The organism is Psychrobacter sp. CX16 (assembly GCF_057396245.1).
Genome location: NZ_JBXYJF010000017.1, coordinates 45,903 through 61,524, shown reverse-complemented (window position 1 = coordinate 61,524; position 15,622 = coordinate 45,903). Strand labels below are relative to the sequence as shown.

At 43.9% G+C, this 15,622-nt stretch carries 13 protein-coding genes; 3 read left to right on the top strand and 10 right to left on the bottom strand.

Going from position 1 to position 15,622, the window contains the following annotated elements; genetic code table 11:
• Nucleotides 1-235: integrase core domain-containing protein (locus AC2SLM_RS07950; protein WP_486551188.1), on the top strand; the 235-nt coding region annotated here is incomplete at its 5' end.
• Nucleotides 236-319: 84 nt separating this feature from the next.
• On the opposite strand, the gene mnmC1 is transcribed toward AC2SLM_RS07950, so the two are convergent.
• The 4 genes from mnmC1 to ispZ form a co-directional block, all read right to left on the bottom strand.
• Nucleotides 320-2,533: an FAD-dependent 5-carboxymethylaminomethyl-2-thiouridine(34) oxidoreductase MnmC1 gene (gene mnmC1 / locus AC2SLM_RS07945; RefSeq protein ID WP_486553071.1), complete on the bottom strand. Its 2,214-nt coding sequence runs from the start codon at nucleotides 2,531-2,533 to the stop codon at nucleotides 320-322.
• Nucleotides 2,534-2,605: 72 nt separating this feature from the next.
• Nucleotides 2,606-3,139 carry an SH3 domain-containing protein gene (locus AC2SLM_RS07940; RefSeq protein WP_486553069.1) on the bottom strand — a complete coding sequence of 178 codons (534 nt, stop codon included), beginning with the start codon at nucleotides 3,137-3,139 and terminating at the stop codon, nucleotides 2,606-2,608.
• 107 nt (nucleotides 3,140-3,246) lie between these two features.
• Complete coding sequence (locus AC2SLM_RS07935) at nucleotides 3,247-3,543, bottom strand: YciI family protein (RefSeq protein WP_486553068.1); 297 nt, start codon at nucleotides 3,541-3,543, stop codon at nucleotides 3,247-3,249.
• 74 nt (nucleotides 3,544-3,617) lie between these two features.
• Entirely contained in the window at nucleotides 3,618-4,172 is a 555-nt protein-coding gene (ispZ, locus tag AC2SLM_RS07930) for a septation protein IspZ (RefSeq protein WP_486553066.1), read from the bottom strand.
• 305 nt (nucleotides 4,173-4,477) lie between these two features.
• Here ispZ and AC2SLM_RS07925 point away from each other — a divergent pair, with 305 nt between their 5' ends.
• Nucleotides 4,478-5,398, top strand: a complete 921-nt coding sequence (locus AC2SLM_RS07925; RefSeq protein WP_486553078.1) for a PHP domain-containing protein — start codon at nucleotides 4,478-4,480, stop codon at nucleotides 5,396-5,398.
• 22 nt (nucleotides 5,399-5,420) lie between these two features.
• Here AC2SLM_RS07925 and truD read toward each other — a convergent pair whose 3' ends face one another.
• Nucleotides 5,421-6,641 (bottom strand): tRNA pseudouridine(13) synthase TruD, encoded by a 1,221-nt coding sequence (truD, locus tag AC2SLM_RS07920; RefSeq protein WP_486553064.1) that lies wholly within the window; start codon nucleotides 6,639-6,641, stop codon nucleotides 5,421-5,423.
• A 168-nt stretch (nucleotides 6,642-6,809) separates the two neighbouring features.
• Between truD and AC2SLM_RS07915 the strand changes: the two genes are divergently transcribed.
• The gene (locus AC2SLM_RS07915) at nucleotides 6,810-7,391 is read left to right on the top strand and encodes a GNAT family N-acetyltransferase (RefSeq protein ID WP_486553062.1); all 582 of its coding nucleotides are present in this window, start codon (nucleotides 6,810-6,812) and stop codon (nucleotides 7,389-7,391) included.
• 41 nt (nucleotides 7,392-7,432) lie between these two features.
• On the opposite strand, the gene AC2SLM_RS07910 is transcribed toward AC2SLM_RS07915, so the two are convergent.
• From AC2SLM_RS07910 to recA, 5 genes are all read right to left on the bottom strand, one after another.
• Entirely contained in the window at nucleotides 7,433-9,196 is a 1,764-nt protein-coding gene (locus AC2SLM_RS07910; RefSeq protein WP_486553060.1) for a hypothetical protein, read from the bottom strand.
• 259 nt (nucleotides 9,197-9,455) lie between these two features.
• Nucleotides 9,456-11,297 (bottom strand): hypothetical protein, encoded by a 1,842-nt coding sequence (locus AC2SLM_RS07905; protein WP_486553058.1) that lies wholly within the window; start codon nucleotides 11,295-11,297, stop codon nucleotides 9,456-9,458.
• Nucleotides 11,298-11,336: 39 nt separating this feature from the next.
• On the bottom strand, nucleotides 11,337-13,064 hold the full coding sequence (locus AC2SLM_RS07900) for an Hsp70 family protein (RefSeq protein WP_486553056.1): 1,728 nt from the start codon (nucleotides 13,062-13,064) through the stop codon (nucleotides 11,337-11,339).
• Nucleotides 13,065-13,413: 349 nt separating this feature from the next.
• Complete coding sequence (locus tag AC2SLM_RS07895) at nucleotides 13,414-14,487, bottom strand: regulatory protein RecX (protein WP_486553055.1); 1,074 nt, start codon at nucleotides 14,485-14,487, stop codon at nucleotides 13,414-13,416.
• Between the two features lie 14 nt (nucleotides 14,488-14,501).
• The gene (recA, locus tag AC2SLM_RS07890) at nucleotides 14,502-15,572 is read right to left on the bottom strand and encodes a recombinase RecA (RefSeq protein ID WP_486553053.1); all 1,071 of its coding nucleotides are present in this window, start codon (nucleotides 15,570-15,572) and stop codon (nucleotides 14,502-14,504) included.
• Nucleotides 15,573-15,622 lie beyond the last annotated feature (50 nt).

The window sequence follows — 15,622 nt, the reverse complement described above, 5'->3', positions numbered from 1 at the left end:
GAACAACATTAGACCGTCTATGACAGATGGCTATGACTGTTATCAAAATGCTTTAGCTGAACGCGTTAATGGCATTTTAAAGGATGAGTTTTTAATTCATCAGTGTAATACGTTAGATGAGCTAAGAGTGCTCGTTGATGAGTCGGTTTATATTTATAATCATATGAGACCGCATTTGAGTTTGAATATGAGAACGCCTTTCGAGTTTCATCAAAGTTATGGTTGTTCTGCATAGAAAAAACCAGATACACGGGGTATCTGGCTTGTTTTAAATCATCAACCTATTTTAGGACGAGACATGTCTCTAAATCTAGAAACGCTACTTTAATGGTTTTTGTAAACTTTTACGCTGCGGCGATAGTTTAGCCAATAAAGCTTGCGGTAGGGGCACAAATTGTCCTGTCATCATATCCGCCAATACTTCGGCACACAGCGGTGCAAAGGCATAACCTTTAGAGCCCATGCCGCTCAGTGTCCAAATTAAACCTAGTTCATCGAGCTGACCGACTAAGGGGTGATAGTCAGGCGTTTGCGCTCGAATACCCACTCGTGCCTGCCAACCATCGAATGTATCGTCAGCCGTAGCCCTATCATTTGACAATACGTTTGCTAGTTCTGGAATAGCGGTGATGAGCTTGTCGCGATTTACCGCATGTTCAGAGCTGCGAATCTGGGTATCTGTGTCGTTACGCACAAAGCTTGCACCCAATAAAAAGCTTGGCGTATTGGGACTGACCGGATTTAAGGCATCATCACCTTGGCTTGGCGTAAACTGAGCACAATAGCCACCGTATTTTAGCGGCAGTTTAGGCAGGACTTGTTGCTGCTGGTGAGTCGGCTCAAACCATGATAATTGACCACGGATTTTACGGAACTCAAATATACGTGCATCCAATGCTTTGCTGTCAAAAGCAGCAGCAATAATTACTGCATCGGCGTTAATAGACGCTTGTCCATCACATTCTATCTGCACGTACATAGACGTATCGACAGACTTAATCTGATTAATAGTGGCTTGAGTAAAGGTGATATTAGGATGCGCCAAAACCCGATTGGCCAGTGCCTGCGGATTGACTAGCCCGGCTTGCGGCAGGTACAAATTATCTTCAAGGTTTTGCTGAGTTAATCCAGAAATCACTTTGGCATCTTCAATAGATAGGGTCGTTGCCATTTGTGACGGATACTCAGCGATTTGCGTCGCATTTACATTGGCTTTGAGCAGTAAGTCAAGTGTTGCGGTTGGTTCAAAGATACAGACATTCTGATTACTTACGGTTTGCTGTAGCTGTTTATATAATCGCTGACTGTATAGATAGCCAATACTGTGCAAATGCTCGGCGATGTGCGCCAGTGGCGTCATTTTGGGCGCAAGTAAGGCTCTTGGATTGCCCGAGGCACCTGATAGGGGTGCTGATTTATCAAGTAGCGTAACCTGAATACCACGCTGTGCCAATGACCATGCTGCCATCAGCCCAGAGACCCCCGCGCCAACAATGGCAACGTGATTGTAATCTGTATGAGGTGTCGATTGTTTGCTTGCCGTTTGACTGTCTAGTTGAGTCCCCTGATTGCTTTCTACTAAATCAGAGGCTTCTACTAAATCAGGCTCCTCCTGCTCAAGCATGGTAGCGGTGAGCATTTCGCGTTTACGTCCAAAGCCTTTGACCTTTTTAATAGCAAAGCTTTGTGCTTTTAATCCCCGTTTTACCACGCCAGCACTGCTAAAGGTAGCGGCGGTGCTCCCAGGTTTGGACAGACGTCCGACTTGCTCAAAAATTTGCTGTGCCCATAATGACTCATTGCAAGAGGGTGCAAATCCATCTAAATACCAAGCATCCACATGCGCTTGATTGAACGGGTTACTGGGACGATTACTCAAGCTTTGCAAGCTTAATACCGCGTCACCGAGCCATAAATCCAATGTCACATCCGCTTCTAGGTGCAAGCGGTGACAGCCAGATACCAAGGTCGGATACTGAGCCAACAGCTGATCGATAAAAGGGATTAAACTGGCATCACGCTGTTTCCAGCTCTCAAGACTACGACTTAAGTCGGCATGGGTTAATGGGTATTTTTCGGTGCTGATGATATGCAGGCGCGGTTGCTTTGGCCGAGCATTTACATTTTGGATATTAAGATTGGCGTCGGCATGATTGCTATCAGAAGCGATAGCGCTCATCTCATCACGTACTTGCTGCCATAACTGCCAGGTGAGCAAGACATTGAGCCCTGTGCCAAAGCCAAGCTCAGCAATGGTAAAGTGGTTATCACCGTGGTGCGCTTGTACACTATTCGTCTCAAATAATTGGCGGAATCGTTTGGGTAGCTTGTTTTGCTCAACGAAGACATAGCGTGACTCAGCCAGACCATCGGCCAATGAATAATATACATCACCAAAGATATCAGAGACAGGCACTAAGTTACCTAGCTCATCTTCTCGCCACGTTAATGCCGCCGGCGAGACGTTGTTATCTATCTCATCAAGATTAATGGTAGGCGGCATTTTTGGGGTGTGCTTAGTATTGTCAGTCATGGGCTAAGCTCAAGAGGATAAACAGGATATGTGATTAAAAAGACAGTCTAGCGAATACTAGGTGGTCTAGCTCTACCAGCGCTCACGGCGGCTAAAGATAAACCCGCCCAATAAAATGCCTAAAAATAACGACACAGCAACGGTTACCGCGCCATACATAAATAGCTGGCCGCTGCGCTCGTTAATCAGTACATTGACGCGGGTTTCAAGGTCATTGACATCACGCTGTAGCTGCGCATTACGGCTCAGTAGCTCTTGGTTAGCTACAGAAAGCTCGCTGTCATTAGGCTGCATATCATTAGCGAGGCTGTTAGGATTAGCAAGGGCATCAGGATTGTCCTGAGTGTTGCCATTTTGATTTGCTTGATTGGCATCTTGATTAAAGGGGGATGCAGGCAACGGCGCTACTTGTGGGTCAGCAGCTTGTTCATTGCCATCATTAGCCGTATTGTTTTGATTATTCACAACAACGGTCGGGGCGGCGATCGCAACAGTCGGCGCTGTTATAGACAAGCCTGCCGCTAGCGTAAAACAAATAGCACGACCCAAAAGGGCGATAGAGCGAGGGATATTATGGCATTTAGGTGCTAAAGCTGAGACAGACATGGCTATCATTTCCGGTGACAAAAAATCGATAATGTTATAGAAAGGTATATAAATAAACGGGTAGAAAATCGAATAAATAAAGAATAACAGGCATAGTACAGCGTGTTTTAAGCGCTAGGCAGTGCTTTAATAAAAGGTCTGATGTCGACATGGCTATAAACGCCAGCGGTTAGATACGGCTCGTCGTTTGCCCAAGCTTGCACCGCTTCTAAGTTATCAAATGCAGCCACAATTAAGCTGCCAGACATTGCATTGTCGCCATGTTCAATAGGGCAGGGGCCTGCAAGTACAAGACGGCCTTCTTGCTCAAGCTGTCTTAGGCGGGCAAGGTGTGCCTCACGTGTTTGGGCTCTAAGCTCGGCTGAATTGGCAACGTCATGACCGACAATCATAAATAAAGGCATAATCTATCCTTTTAGAAAACCTTTGAGAGTAAAAATCGCTCTAATTATCCTGATTTAAGTATTAAACGGTGATGCTATTTTTTGTTTTTATCATCGGATAATTCAGGGTTCATATGGTTTTTAAGTATAACAAACTGCCCGACCATAAACACTAACATGAAGGGTAGCCAGCCCCAGCTTTTGAAGTTAATCCAAGTCTGCTCACTGGTATAAAACGCGAAGTAGTATTGCAGTCCGGCCATAATAACAAAGTAGCCCGCCCATGCGATAGTCAGATTATTCCAGCCCGATTTGGTCAAGGTAAAGATATTATGCATCGCCATTTGTAGCAGCGGTCTGCCAACAATAACGCTCATTAATAAAGCAAACGCAAAGATGCCATTAATCACTGTTGATTTCCATTTAAGATAAATATCGTCATGGAATAATAAGGTTAAACCACAGAAGATAACGGTCAACACTAGGGTAATAGTCTGCTGTTTAGTCAGTTTACCCTTTTGAGTAATTAGATGAATGACAGCAACGGCCACAGTAGCAATTAAGATTGCTCCAGCGCCGGCTAAAATACCTTGCGTTTTAGCCACATAAAAAAAGGCGAGTAACGGAATAAAATCGAGCAATGCTTTCATAGTGACCACAGTTGTAAAATTAAAGGAAATAAGCTGTCGATAGTTTACACGCCCTTGCTAGCAAAAAAAAGGACTGACTCTAAACGCTCTGATATCGCTGAGTTATTTACGCGTATTTATCAGTATGTGCAATGTAAATGGAATGTATCGTCTTATTGCCAATTATTTATTGACAACTCATTCACTTTATATAAAAACCAATTGATTACCAAAACAGAGCGATTAACCGTTACAATAACAGTCCTATTTCATTGTTATTAATAAAGACCGCAACTATGTCGCACAGCTCAACGTCACCAACTTCTATGCCACAAAATACTCACAAAACCCTTGCTTATAAACGCATCGATTTACACAGCCACAGCACCTGCTCGGATGGCAGTAATAGCCCCAGTCAGTTATTGCAAAAGGCGCATGATGCCAATATCGATATCTTTGCTTTAACCGACCACGATACATTAAAGGGTATTCCAGAGGCCAGGCAGGTCGCAGAAGAGCTGGGAATTACTTTAATTAATGGGGTGGAGATTAGCTGTCAGCATACCTTAACCGGTGGCTATGGCAAAAATAAAGCCAAAGATAAGGTGATTCATGTCTTGGCATTGGGCTTTGACAATTTCGATGAGATGAATGACACTTTGACCCATATTCAGGTCAGCCGTGGTAATCGTGGACGTATGATTGTAGAGAAAATGGCGGGATTAACAGGCCGTGATTTTGATGAGCTGTGGCAAGCGGTTTTAAATAAGGCTGATGGTAACGCCGATGCAGTAGGGCGCGCGCATATCGCTAAAGTTTTGTTAGAAAAAGAGATTGTACCGACTATGCAAAAGGCGTTTGATAAGTATCTTGCTGATAACAAAGCCGCTTATGTGCCGATTGAAACCTTGAGTATGGAGGACACGATTAAGCTGATTCATCGCTGCGGTGGCAAAGCAGTACTGGCGCATCCAACTCGTTATAACTTATCGGCGACCCGAGTGCGTAAATTAATCGCTGAATTTGCTGAATTTGGTGGTGACGGCTGTGAGCTTCCGAGCAATGATGAGCCAATTAGCAAACGCCGTATGGTTGATCGCAGCATCGCTGAGCATAATTTGATGGTATCAACCGGCAGTGATTTTCATGGCAGCAGCATGCCGTGGCGTAAACTTGGCGATGTGCCAAGTTTAGCCGAGGGTCAAACGTTGGTAATTGCCGATATGCTTGATGGCCTTAGTGCGTAGATTTAAGTCTTGATTTAAAAATCTAACTGTCTAATTGCTCAACTAAATTCGCCAATACACTGGTGGCAAAGCTGCCAGTCGATAAGGTGAAGTCTAATACAAGCGTCGTATTATCAGCCCACGACCAGTTTAATTCGCTAACTGGCAGGCGTAGGGCACGGCGCATGGCTTTAATCTGCTTTTGTTCTAAGCCGTGTGCCAATCTTTGTAGAGTCGAATCTTTACTGACAATTTGCTCCTCCAACGCTTTGGCATCTGCGGCCACTTTGTCATTTTTGATACCCCATAACGCGCCAGTCGGGTGAATATCGCCGCTGGCAAGTCTGTCTTGTATCTCTTGATCAATGTGCTCAACGGTGAATACCGAGCCTGAGCCATCTAAATTAAATACATCACCCTCAAGCGCTGTATTCCACGTGCCGTCAATAACTCGTTTGGCAACGATTTGATTAAAAATAGCGCTGCGTGCAGATGACAAAAGCAAAGATTGCAAATCACGGCTCTTTTTCGGATGCGGTTTACGACCGTTAATCGTACCTTCCTCGAACCACTCCAAAGCAGTGGCAATATTATTGCCGTTACGACCAAAGCGCTGTTCACCGAAATAATTAGGCACGCCGTGAGTCTTTATCGTATTTAACACGCTATCGACCGTTTCTTGGCCAACTGTCGAGTCAGTATTACTATTACCTTTATCCCTGTTATTAAACACAATATTCTGTACGCGAATCACAAAACGATTGGCCTTGTGTGCGCCTTTATGCAGTTTTTTGCTGTGCCAAATTTGCTCGAGCACCTCTAGCGATTCATCAGCAGTATGACGGCTTGGCACCGCATTTTGCTGAATATAGTCTGCAAAACCAAGCGTTGGTAATTCGCCTTTTGGAATACGTAAGCTAAACCACTGCGTGGTGACTGCCTGACGGTCTTTAAGTCCAGAATATCCAACATCACGGCTGGGTATCTTGGCCCATTTGGCTAATTGCTGTGCCACAAAAAGGGTATTCATACCGGTCTTTTTAATCAATAGCCATAAGTGCTCACCCTCACCGCTTAGCCCAATGTCTAACACTTCCTCAACCTGAAAATCACTGGGGCTGTGTTTAAACGAGGCGCTTAAAATAGGCACCGGATAGGGCTGAGGCAGGTCGCCCGTACAGGTAAGGGTGTTAACTTCATCTTGAGTGATTTCAGCGCAATTAGTTGGTTCGTTATTGGTATTCGTATTATTGGTATTGGTCATATAAAGCTCGAAATTAAGGAAGATGTGATTACGCTTAATAGTAGCATGTTTACTTTAATGCTCTTTTTATTTTATAGAAGACAATGATTTAATTAGTATAAATATATTGTCTAATATAAATATATCGTCATATTTCTAACTTCTAGTTGTTATTATTTTGGAGCAGCTATGTCTTATTCTGATTTATTTCTACGCCGAGCAACCCTTGATGATGCTGAAGCCATCGTTAGTTTATTGAACCTAACCTTTCGCAGTGATGTGGGTTGGACCAACGAAGCAAATCTGGTCGGTGGTATTCGTACCACAATTGAGGAGATTCAATCTATTCTTGAGAACCCTGATAATTACTTCTTTGTTTATCCTGAAATTAAACCTAATAGCACTCAAGAAACGGATAAAGAAGAATCCGGCAAAATCTTGGCCACTATCTTGGTGACCTTTAAGCAAGAATCGAATAGCGCTTACATTGGATTGTTCACAGTAGATCCAAGCCTGCAAGGTCAAGGTGTGGGCAGCCAAGTTTTGGAAGCGGCTGAAACCTTTGCTACCCGCCACCTTAGCGCTAATGATAATAAAGATGGGGTGCGTTTGACCATGAACATCTTGTCACAGCGCCCAGATTTACAAGCCTATTACGAGCGCCGTGGCTATCAGCTAAGTGGTAACAGTCAGCCCTTCCCAGTCGATAGCAATAATGGCGAGCCAAAAATTGAGGGTTTGCGCTTATTAGAATTGGTTAAGGTGGTTTAATGCTGATTAGTTAATTGTAGAGTTAAAGAGAAGCACAGGGCTTAGAACATATCAGGCTCATTAAAGCTGTTGGTTGAGACAAACATCAACATAAATAGCAATACCAAGGAAAATAGCGAGACCAACAGCGTTAATAGCAAATAGTTTGAGGTCAAAATATCAGAGCCAGAAACCAGAATCAGGAAAGCTAAGAGGGCAGAGCCTAAGCTAAAGCCGGTTAATATATGTTTACCAATGATAAGCAGGGGTCTTAGTGGATAAGCGTATGAGCCAAGCGTCACCAATAACACCGGCAGCATAGGCGCAAGCCAAACCAGCGGCGGTATAGAGCCTTTGGTAAGTACCATATAATCTAAGCCACCGCTTGCTTCAGCGGCCACTGGCAATACGACGATAAATAACAGCAAACACAGTGCGGCAACCCATATGATATGTTTTAAGTGGGCAGGCTGCATAAAGCTGGTGAGCACCAACAGTGTGCTACAGCCAGCAAGATGGGCAAAGTAGTAGCCGTCAAAACAGAGCGGGTATATGGGAATGTAATCGGCGAATAATATCCATAATAATAGGCTCATAACGCCCCAACAGGTACGTAGGCCTTTGCTTAGAATATGATACTCTGGGTCTGCCAGATAGCTGAGTTGAAGTTGCCAATATAAATAAGCAAGACTAATAAGCGTCACCACACCGATATAATCATATAAAGCCGAAGCATATGGAAATATCAGTTCTAAATTTAAAATTAAAGTGCCGACGATAAGCGCAATAAACAAAAAATCAGTCCATCTAATAAAACCAAATGGGCTAAGTCGTTTTTTAAGGATGACAAGCTGTGGGTAGTTTAATTCTTTGTTCGTTATGGCCGATGATGCACTGGCAGAGAGCAGTTCTGCTTGCAGTGCATTGACTTGCTGATTAAGCACTATGGCCGGTATGGGAAACCAAAGCTGACAAAAAAACTGCCAACGACTGGGCGCTTTAGAATAAGGCAATCCAAAGTCCCAGTGCTGATAAAGCAGAGGATACGTTTTAGCCATATACTGCCGAAAGCGCTGCTTATTGGCGAAGTGAATATTTGCCGTATAACCGTCCTTAATATCGCGCAGTAGACTCCACGGATAATCCGGATAGTGCCAGCCATCGATATATTGTTGCCAGTCGAAGTAATCGATAGCAAGTGAGTAGGCATTAGGATACACCTTTATATGATCATCAAAAAAGATAATTAGTGCTTTTTCATAATCCTCTAAAGCATCGAGCGGAAACTCTGTCAGTTGCTCAAATTGCTCAGTCAAACACTGGGTCAAACGTGTGTCTGCAGTTTTGTTAGAGAGATGATCGCTATCTAGTATAGGCTGTTGTTGGCTAGGGTCATCTAATTGTTCGCCAGTGTCGCTGTCATTGACAAGGCAGTCTTGCCAGTCTTTGTGCCACTCAATGAGCTGTTGCTGAGCTTGTCGTAACAAAAGGGTACCGGCTAAATCTGCTTGCTCAGTTGGGTTAAAATAATAAGCGCCATCTTCATCGCCTAAACTGTCATTAATTAGTAGCCCATCGCTAGGCACATCATGATTTAATGTATCGTCGATGGGTGAGTAGTGCGATAAAAAACGGTCTGATAGCTCAGTATCATCGGAGGTCTGTGCCAAGTCAGCTGAACCCTGATTTGCTGACGGTATGTCTTCATCTATTGCCTCTGAGTCATCGACGTTGTCCTCATCTGTATACCAAAAGTAGCGCTCATCTAACGCTTGCTCGTACGCTTCTCGAACGCGCCGAAAGCCAGCGGGATTTTTATCTGGCATATGTCTTTTAATTTTAGGGCATATGCTTTTTTGATGACGCTTTCATCTGCTGTGGGCATAATGCCCAAGACATCCCAGCACGTTTCATTCATTAGGGTATATCCCTTTTTGGAATCTCTTATAACTGTCAACTGTTTAAAGCTTTTGAGATATGTTGAACAGCTATTTTTCAATCATTAATATGAAAGACTTAGAGGTATGGTTTCAATCAAAACAGCTTAGCCCATTTAAATGTAATCGTACGAATTGAGGACACGCCCTAATCAAAATAGTCGGATTGATTGAAATAGTTTACAGATTTAAAGGTCATTATCACCATATAGGCGACACTGATAGAGAGTACGACGGCTGATACAAATAGATTTGCTGATAGAAGCTTTGATAGGCCACCAGAAAGAACGGCGAATATTAATATCATAGAGCCAAGGAAAACTAAGCCCGCAAGGTAATCACCAATATAGGCAAAAAAGGAGGACTTTTTACCAAGCTCAGTAAATATTAGCGGTGACATCACTAATATCCAAGCAAAAGGCGGAGTCAAAGTGGTTATTTCTATGTTTTGATTCGTATAAGCATCTGTAGCAATATCTATAAGCGGTAGGCCGATGGTAAGCGTCAATAATAAGGTAGCGACCATGTCTATAATACTTTTAAAGCCAATCGCCTGATTTCTGATATTTAAGGAGTGCAGAGCACTAAACCCTGCTAAATGCGCTGCCCAATAATAAGCCGATGGCGGAGCGTCCGTTATGGTGGTTGAGATGGCAAACAGACCGCCTAAAAATACGCTGCCAATCGTCCATCCCCACTGCAAATGATTGGGTAAACTAAACCGATCAGGTCGCGTAAAGAAGCTGAGCTGATACTGCCAATACAAATAGACAAGCACACAAGTCGCAATAGTAACAAGGCCATCTAAATGGGCAGTGGGGTAATTATATAGAGCGCCGAGAAGTCTAAAGAACATCCGACCTATTATGACAAGCAGCACCAAGTCCATCCATTTGACCACGCCCCAGCTACTAAGACGCTGCTTTAATGCCAAAAATTGAGGATGGTTAATCCAATCAGTTTCTTTAGTGGAGGCGGGCGGTGCTTGCAAAAGTTCAAACTCTAAATCATCAAGCTGTTGTTTTACGATATAAGCCTGATGTGGCCACTTAAGGGCGCGGATAAATGCCCAACGACTCATTGTGTCTTGATAAGCTAACGCAAAATCCCAGTGCTGATAAACAAGCGGATATTTAGAGGCAATATATTTAAGAAATTTTTCCTGCGTATCAAAGTAAGCTAGTTTGGTATAGCTGTCATCCAAATGACGCAGCAGATACCAAGGATAGTCATAATTATCCCAGCCATCGATATGCTGCTGCCAATAAAAGTGAGATTTGGCTAAAAAGTAGGACTCACTATAAGCCTTTGGGCAGTCATCAAAAAAGCCAATCAACGCCTGCTCGTACTCATCTAAGATATCAAGTGGATAGTCTTTGAGTTGCTCAAATTGCTGAGTTAAGTGCTTGGATAATACTTTATCCGCGGCTTCACGGTCTGCCTTTAAAGCATAGTCATTAAAGTAAAGGTAATCCTGCTCGCTGTCATCGCTATCGATGAATGGTTGAGCGGTGTCGACAATACTGTCCTGCCACTCCTTTTGCCACTGACTGAGCTGAGTCTCTGCTTGGGTTAACAAAGACACTTCATGGTTTGGTGGTTGCTCTACTGGATAGACACTGTCATCAACCGTTAAGTCTTTTTTTTCAAGTGTTTCGCTATCTAAAGCGTCATCGATAGGAGAGTCATCTAACGGTAAGTAATTAGATAAGGAGGTTGTGTCAGCGGTTTCATCAACGGTTTCAATGGTGTCTAAAGGCTCTTCGCCTTCGGCCTCTGCCTTAAACTCAAACTCTGAGTCATCCTCTTCAGATAGTTCTATCCAAAAACGTTCATTTAACGCTTGCTCATAGGCCTCTCGCAGCGCACGAAAGCCAGTAGGGTTTTTATCAGGTTTATTGTCTCTTAGTTTAAGGGCATAGGCCTTTTTAATGGCCTTCTCATCATGAGTTGGCTCAATACCCAATACATCCCAGCAGGTTTCGCTCATTTTAGATACTCAAGTAAACTTAGACAGTCATCAGGGCGCTTAAAACCATTCATCTTTTTCGAATTGATCTAAGCTTTTTTGCAAATCAATATTGGCTTGACGAATTTTAATTGGGTCTTGAGCATCAAGAATAGATTCATACCAACCAATTAATCGGGCTAATTGGTCACGCTCAAAGCCAAGTCGCTGCGTATATAAGCGCTCAGCACGGGCCAGTAGGTTACGATTTTCAGCTTGATCACGGGGATGGGTTTTTAGTGCACTCAGCTTCTCTCTTGAGCGCTGCATTTCAGCGGCATCAATATGTTTGGCCCCATTTTGAATGACCAGATTGTACTGCTCGTTACTGCCCTCAATATCAATATCTACTTCTAAAAGCCCATTCACATCGTAAGAGAAGCGGACGTTTAGAGGTAGCTCACGCGCTTTACCGCGGTATTTGGGTGGTAGGGCCACGCTCATTTCACCAATTTTTATATTGTCTCGGGTCAGGCGCGCCTCACCTTGATAGATATTAAATTGCACCTCGGTTTGATTGTCATCCATAGGATTGAAGGTATGTACTTTACTGGTTGGGATGACCGTATTGCGTTCGATAATAGGCGCGAAAACACCATGCTGATACTGATTGTTACCGATTTGAATAGAGGTATCGACACCTAATGAATAAGGGGAGACATCGGTTAAAATCACTTCATCCAAAGCGGCGTCTTCTGCTACTAATCCTGCCTGAATAGCGGCGCCAATGGCAATAGTTTCATCAGGATTTAGACCGACAGATGGGAAGCGGCCAAGTAGTCGGGTCATTAGCTGACGAAACAGGGGCATACGCGTGGCGCCGCCAACAAGCACAATATCGTCAAGCTCTTTAATACGCAGTTTGGCATCACGCACCGCACGCTCAATCGGTTGACGGAAACGCTGTAGTAATGGTTCGGCGAGCTTTTCATAGTCGGCTGCGCTAACCTGCCATTCATAGGTAGTACCGTCAATGGTTAACGAGAGTTGCGCGCTGTTACTACTGGTCAGCTCACGTTTGGCGTTTTCTGCAACGCCATATAGTAGGGCAAGATATGGCTGCCAGAAGTCACGGGTGATATCTGCATTTACCTGCTCTTGATGGGCAATAAAGCCATCGATTAAGACTTGAGTAAAATCCTCTCCGCCAAGGCTGTTATCACCAGCGCTGGCACGCACCTCCATAATACCGGCGAACAGCTCTAGCAAGGTCACATCAAAGGTACCACCACCCAAATCAAGTACCAAGAATTTACGGTCATCGCTGTTTTCGTGCAGGCCATACGCCATCGCTGCTGCTGTTGGCTCATTAAGTAGGCGGCGAACATTGAGTCCCGCTAACTGTGCTGCATTTTTGGTAGCTTGGCGCTGATGGTCGTTAAAATAAGCAGGCACGGTAATGACCGCTTCGGTGACAGTACAATTTAGATAGGCCTCGGCATCGGCTTTCAAGGCGCTTAATACTAGGGATGATAACTCTTCTGGGCTAAATTTATGTTGACCCAGATGATAGGTCTTTTGACTGCCCATAAAGCGTTTAAATACGCTAGCAGTCTGTTCGGGATGGCTAATCAGCCGCTCTTTGGCAGTTTGACCGACTAAAATCGAGCCGTCCTTATCAACACTGACCACAGAGGGTGTCAGCGGTCGACCTAGAGAGTTTGGAATTAATACAGCTTTGCCGTCCTGCCAAAGTGCCACAAGGCTGTTGGTTGTACCTAAATCAATACCAATAATAGGAGAGGTCATGAAATTCACTCTTATTTATAAAGTTATAGTCGGTGGACTGCTAAATGCTTATGGTGTTAATCTCGCTAAGCTTGCTCTAATAGTATTTGAACTCGATTGCTTTGTTATTATTTTAGCCTTGTCTGAGTGCATTATAAAAGCAGTCAAATAGAGTCATATTTGCTTAAAATAATAGCAAGTTATTATTAACGTTCACAACAGAGTGTATTACATTGATAGCAGGGTCGGCTAGCAATAATTTTCAAATTGAATAGGTAAATAATGAGGTCATCTATGACTCAAAAACGAGTGTTAAAAGCAAGAGTTAGACATGCTTTAGCTAGGGTCATAGAATCGTTAAAGCAGACAGCTAAAAACGATCATCAATCGACTCTAAATTATAGTTAATTGCCTCAAAGCAGATATGGGGCTTAAAGCCACGGTATTGCAAAAAGCGCAGTTGCCGCGCTTTGTCCTTTTGCTCTTGAGGAATTTCAGAACCGTACTTTTTGACCCGAGCTTCAACCGCCAAACGCAGCCAATCTACGCCATCGACCAAGTCATTATCAGATAGCACATCAACAAAGGCTTCATTATCCTCCATAGCCATATCGATGAGTTCATCAATATTGGCTGGCATATCCACTTTACGTTTATAGAAGTCATTTTTAATACGCATGCGGCCACGGCGTTTACGAATACCCTCACGAATAAGCATGATGGCAGTGCGATAATCACTCTGATAGCCTTTTTCTTGGAACTCTTCTAATAATTCGTCGATTTTTTCAGGGTCTTGTTCTTTATCCAGCAGCTTTTGACGCAGCTCTCCGGCAGAGTGTTCGCGCCGTGATAAATAATAAAACGCCAACCAGCGCAGACGACTATTGGCTTTGATAGCCTCGACTTCCGCTTGCCGTTGTTCCGGTGTTTTAAGATAAGCTTTGAGTGCTGCCGGCAGATTGTCTAACTCAGAACGTTCACTTGAGACCTGATTATACGGTTGCCCTGATTCAGTTTCCACGTTCTCCGCCAATACCTTGTCGGCTTGCTCACCTTCGGCTTTCACTTGCGCGAGTAAGCTTTTGATACTGTTGGGGTCGACCTCTTTAATCGGCTCGCTAACCTCTATTTTGGGTCGATAGGGAGAGGCGGGGTGAAAGGTTTTTTTCCGCCGCTTAGTCCGTGGCTTACGTTTATGGCCGTCGTTGTGCGGCTTAATGGAGCAAGAGGAATGAGAGGAATGAGTTACTGGGTCTAGATTTAAGTGGTCTGAGTGTGCATCTTCATTATTGTCAGACACAGCAAAGCCACGGGCAGAGGTTAACGCTGCACGTGGCTTTTTCTGGGCTGTTTTCGGTTGTTTTTTTAGCGCTTTATTCTCGTAGGACCCCTTTGACGTTTGTGGAGTTTCAGCTAGAATTTGCGCTAAAGTTTTTATTTCCATAATTCAATAAGGATTTAAGCCTCAGAGTTTTCTTTAGCCATAAGTTTAGGATCTGCAGGCTTATCAGTCTCTTTCTCAGTCCCTTTTTCAGGTGTGACGGCCAGTTTTTCCGCTCGAATCTTAGCTTCGATTTCTTCAGCAATGGCTGGATTGTCTTTTAGGAATAGCACTGAGTTGGCTTTACCTTGACCAATCTTTTCATCACCATAGCTATACCAAGCACCGGCTTTACCGACGACACCAATATCAACCCCTAAGTCAATGACTTCGGCTAAATGATTGGTACCTTCGCCATAAGTGATTTCAAACTCTGCTTGACGGAACGGTGGCGCCATTTTGTTTTTGATAACTTTCACACGGGTTTGGTTACCAATAATTTCATCGCCACTCTTAACAGCACCAATACGGCGGATGTCTAAACGAACGGAGGCATAGAACTTAAGGGCGTTACCACCGGTTGTGGTTTCAGGTGATCCAAACATCACGCCGATTTTCATACGAATCTGGTTAATAAAGATAACCATACAGTTTGATCGTTTGGCATTACCAGTGATTTTACGTAGCGCCTGACTCATAAGACGTGCTTGCAGACCCATATGGCTATCGCCCATCTCGCCTTCGATTTCGGCACGTGGCGTCAATGCGGCAACCGAGTCAATAACGATCATATCAAGAGCGCCAGAGCGTACCAACATGTCGGTAATCTCTAATGCTTGCTCGCCGTTATCAGGCTGTGATACAAGTAAGTCATCGGTATTCACGCCAAGCTTCCGCGCATAAATAGGGTCTAAAGCGTGTTCAGCATCGATAAAGGCACAGGTACCGCCTTGCTTTTGACATTCGGCAATGGCTTGTAGAGTTAGGGTTGTTTTACCCGAGCTTTCTGGACCATAAATCTCAACGATACGACCTTTTGGTAAGCCGCCAATACCTAGTGCGATGTCTAAACCGAGCGAACCGGTTGACACAACGTCAACATCTAATACCGCAGAGTTGTCGCCGAGATGCATGATGGTATTTTTACCAAATTGTTTTTCGATCTGACCTAAGGCAGCTTTGAGCGCTTTGGCTTTGTTGTCATCCATAATGATGTCCTAATTTTATTGATTATTTAATGTCAGTGTTGCGTTATTAT

Coding starts and splice junctions, on each gene's coding strand:
- mnmC1 (WP_486553071.1), bottom strand. CDS start 2,533: ATGACTGACAATACTAAGCACACCCCAAAAATGCCGCCTACCATTAAT.
- AC2SLM_RS07940 (WP_486553069.1), bottom strand. CDS start 3,139: ATGTCTGTCTCAGCTTTAGCACCTAAATGCCATAATATCCCTCGCTCT.
- AC2SLM_RS07935 (WP_486553068.1), bottom strand. CDS start 3,543: ATGCCTTTATTTATGATTGTCGGTCATGACGTTGCCAATTCAGCCGAG.
- ispZ (WP_486553066.1), bottom strand. CDS start 4,172: ATGAAAGCATTGCTCGATTTTATTCCGTTACTCGCCTTTTTTTATGTG.
- AC2SLM_RS07925 (WP_486553078.1), top strand. CDS start 4,478: ATGCCACAAAATACTCACAAAACCCTTGCTTATAAACGCATCGATTTA.
- truD (WP_486553064.1), bottom strand. CDS start 6,641: ATGACCAATACCAATAATACGAATACCAATAACGAACCAACTAATTGC.
- AC2SLM_RS07915 (WP_486553062.1), top strand. CDS start 6,810: ATGTCTTATTCTGATTTATTTCTACGCCGAGCAACCCTTGATGATGCT.
- AC2SLM_RS07910 (WP_486553060.1), bottom strand. CDS start 9,196: ATGCCAGATAAAAATCCCGCTGGCTTTCGGCGCGTTCGAGAAGCGTAC.
- AC2SLM_RS07905 (WP_486553058.1), bottom strand. CDS start 11,297: ATGAGCGAAACCTGCTGGGATGTATTGGGTATTGAGCCAACTCATGAT.
- AC2SLM_RS07900 (WP_486553056.1), bottom strand. CDS start 13,064: ATGACCTCTCCTATTATTGGTATTGATTTAGGTACAACCAACAGCCTT.
- AC2SLM_RS07895 (WP_486553055.1), bottom strand. CDS start 14,487: ATGGAAATAAAAACTTTAGCGCAAATTCTAGCTGAAACTCCACAAACG.
- recA (WP_486553053.1), bottom strand. CDS start 15,572: ATGGATGACAACAAAGCCAAAGCGCTCAAAGCTGCCTTAGGTCAGATC.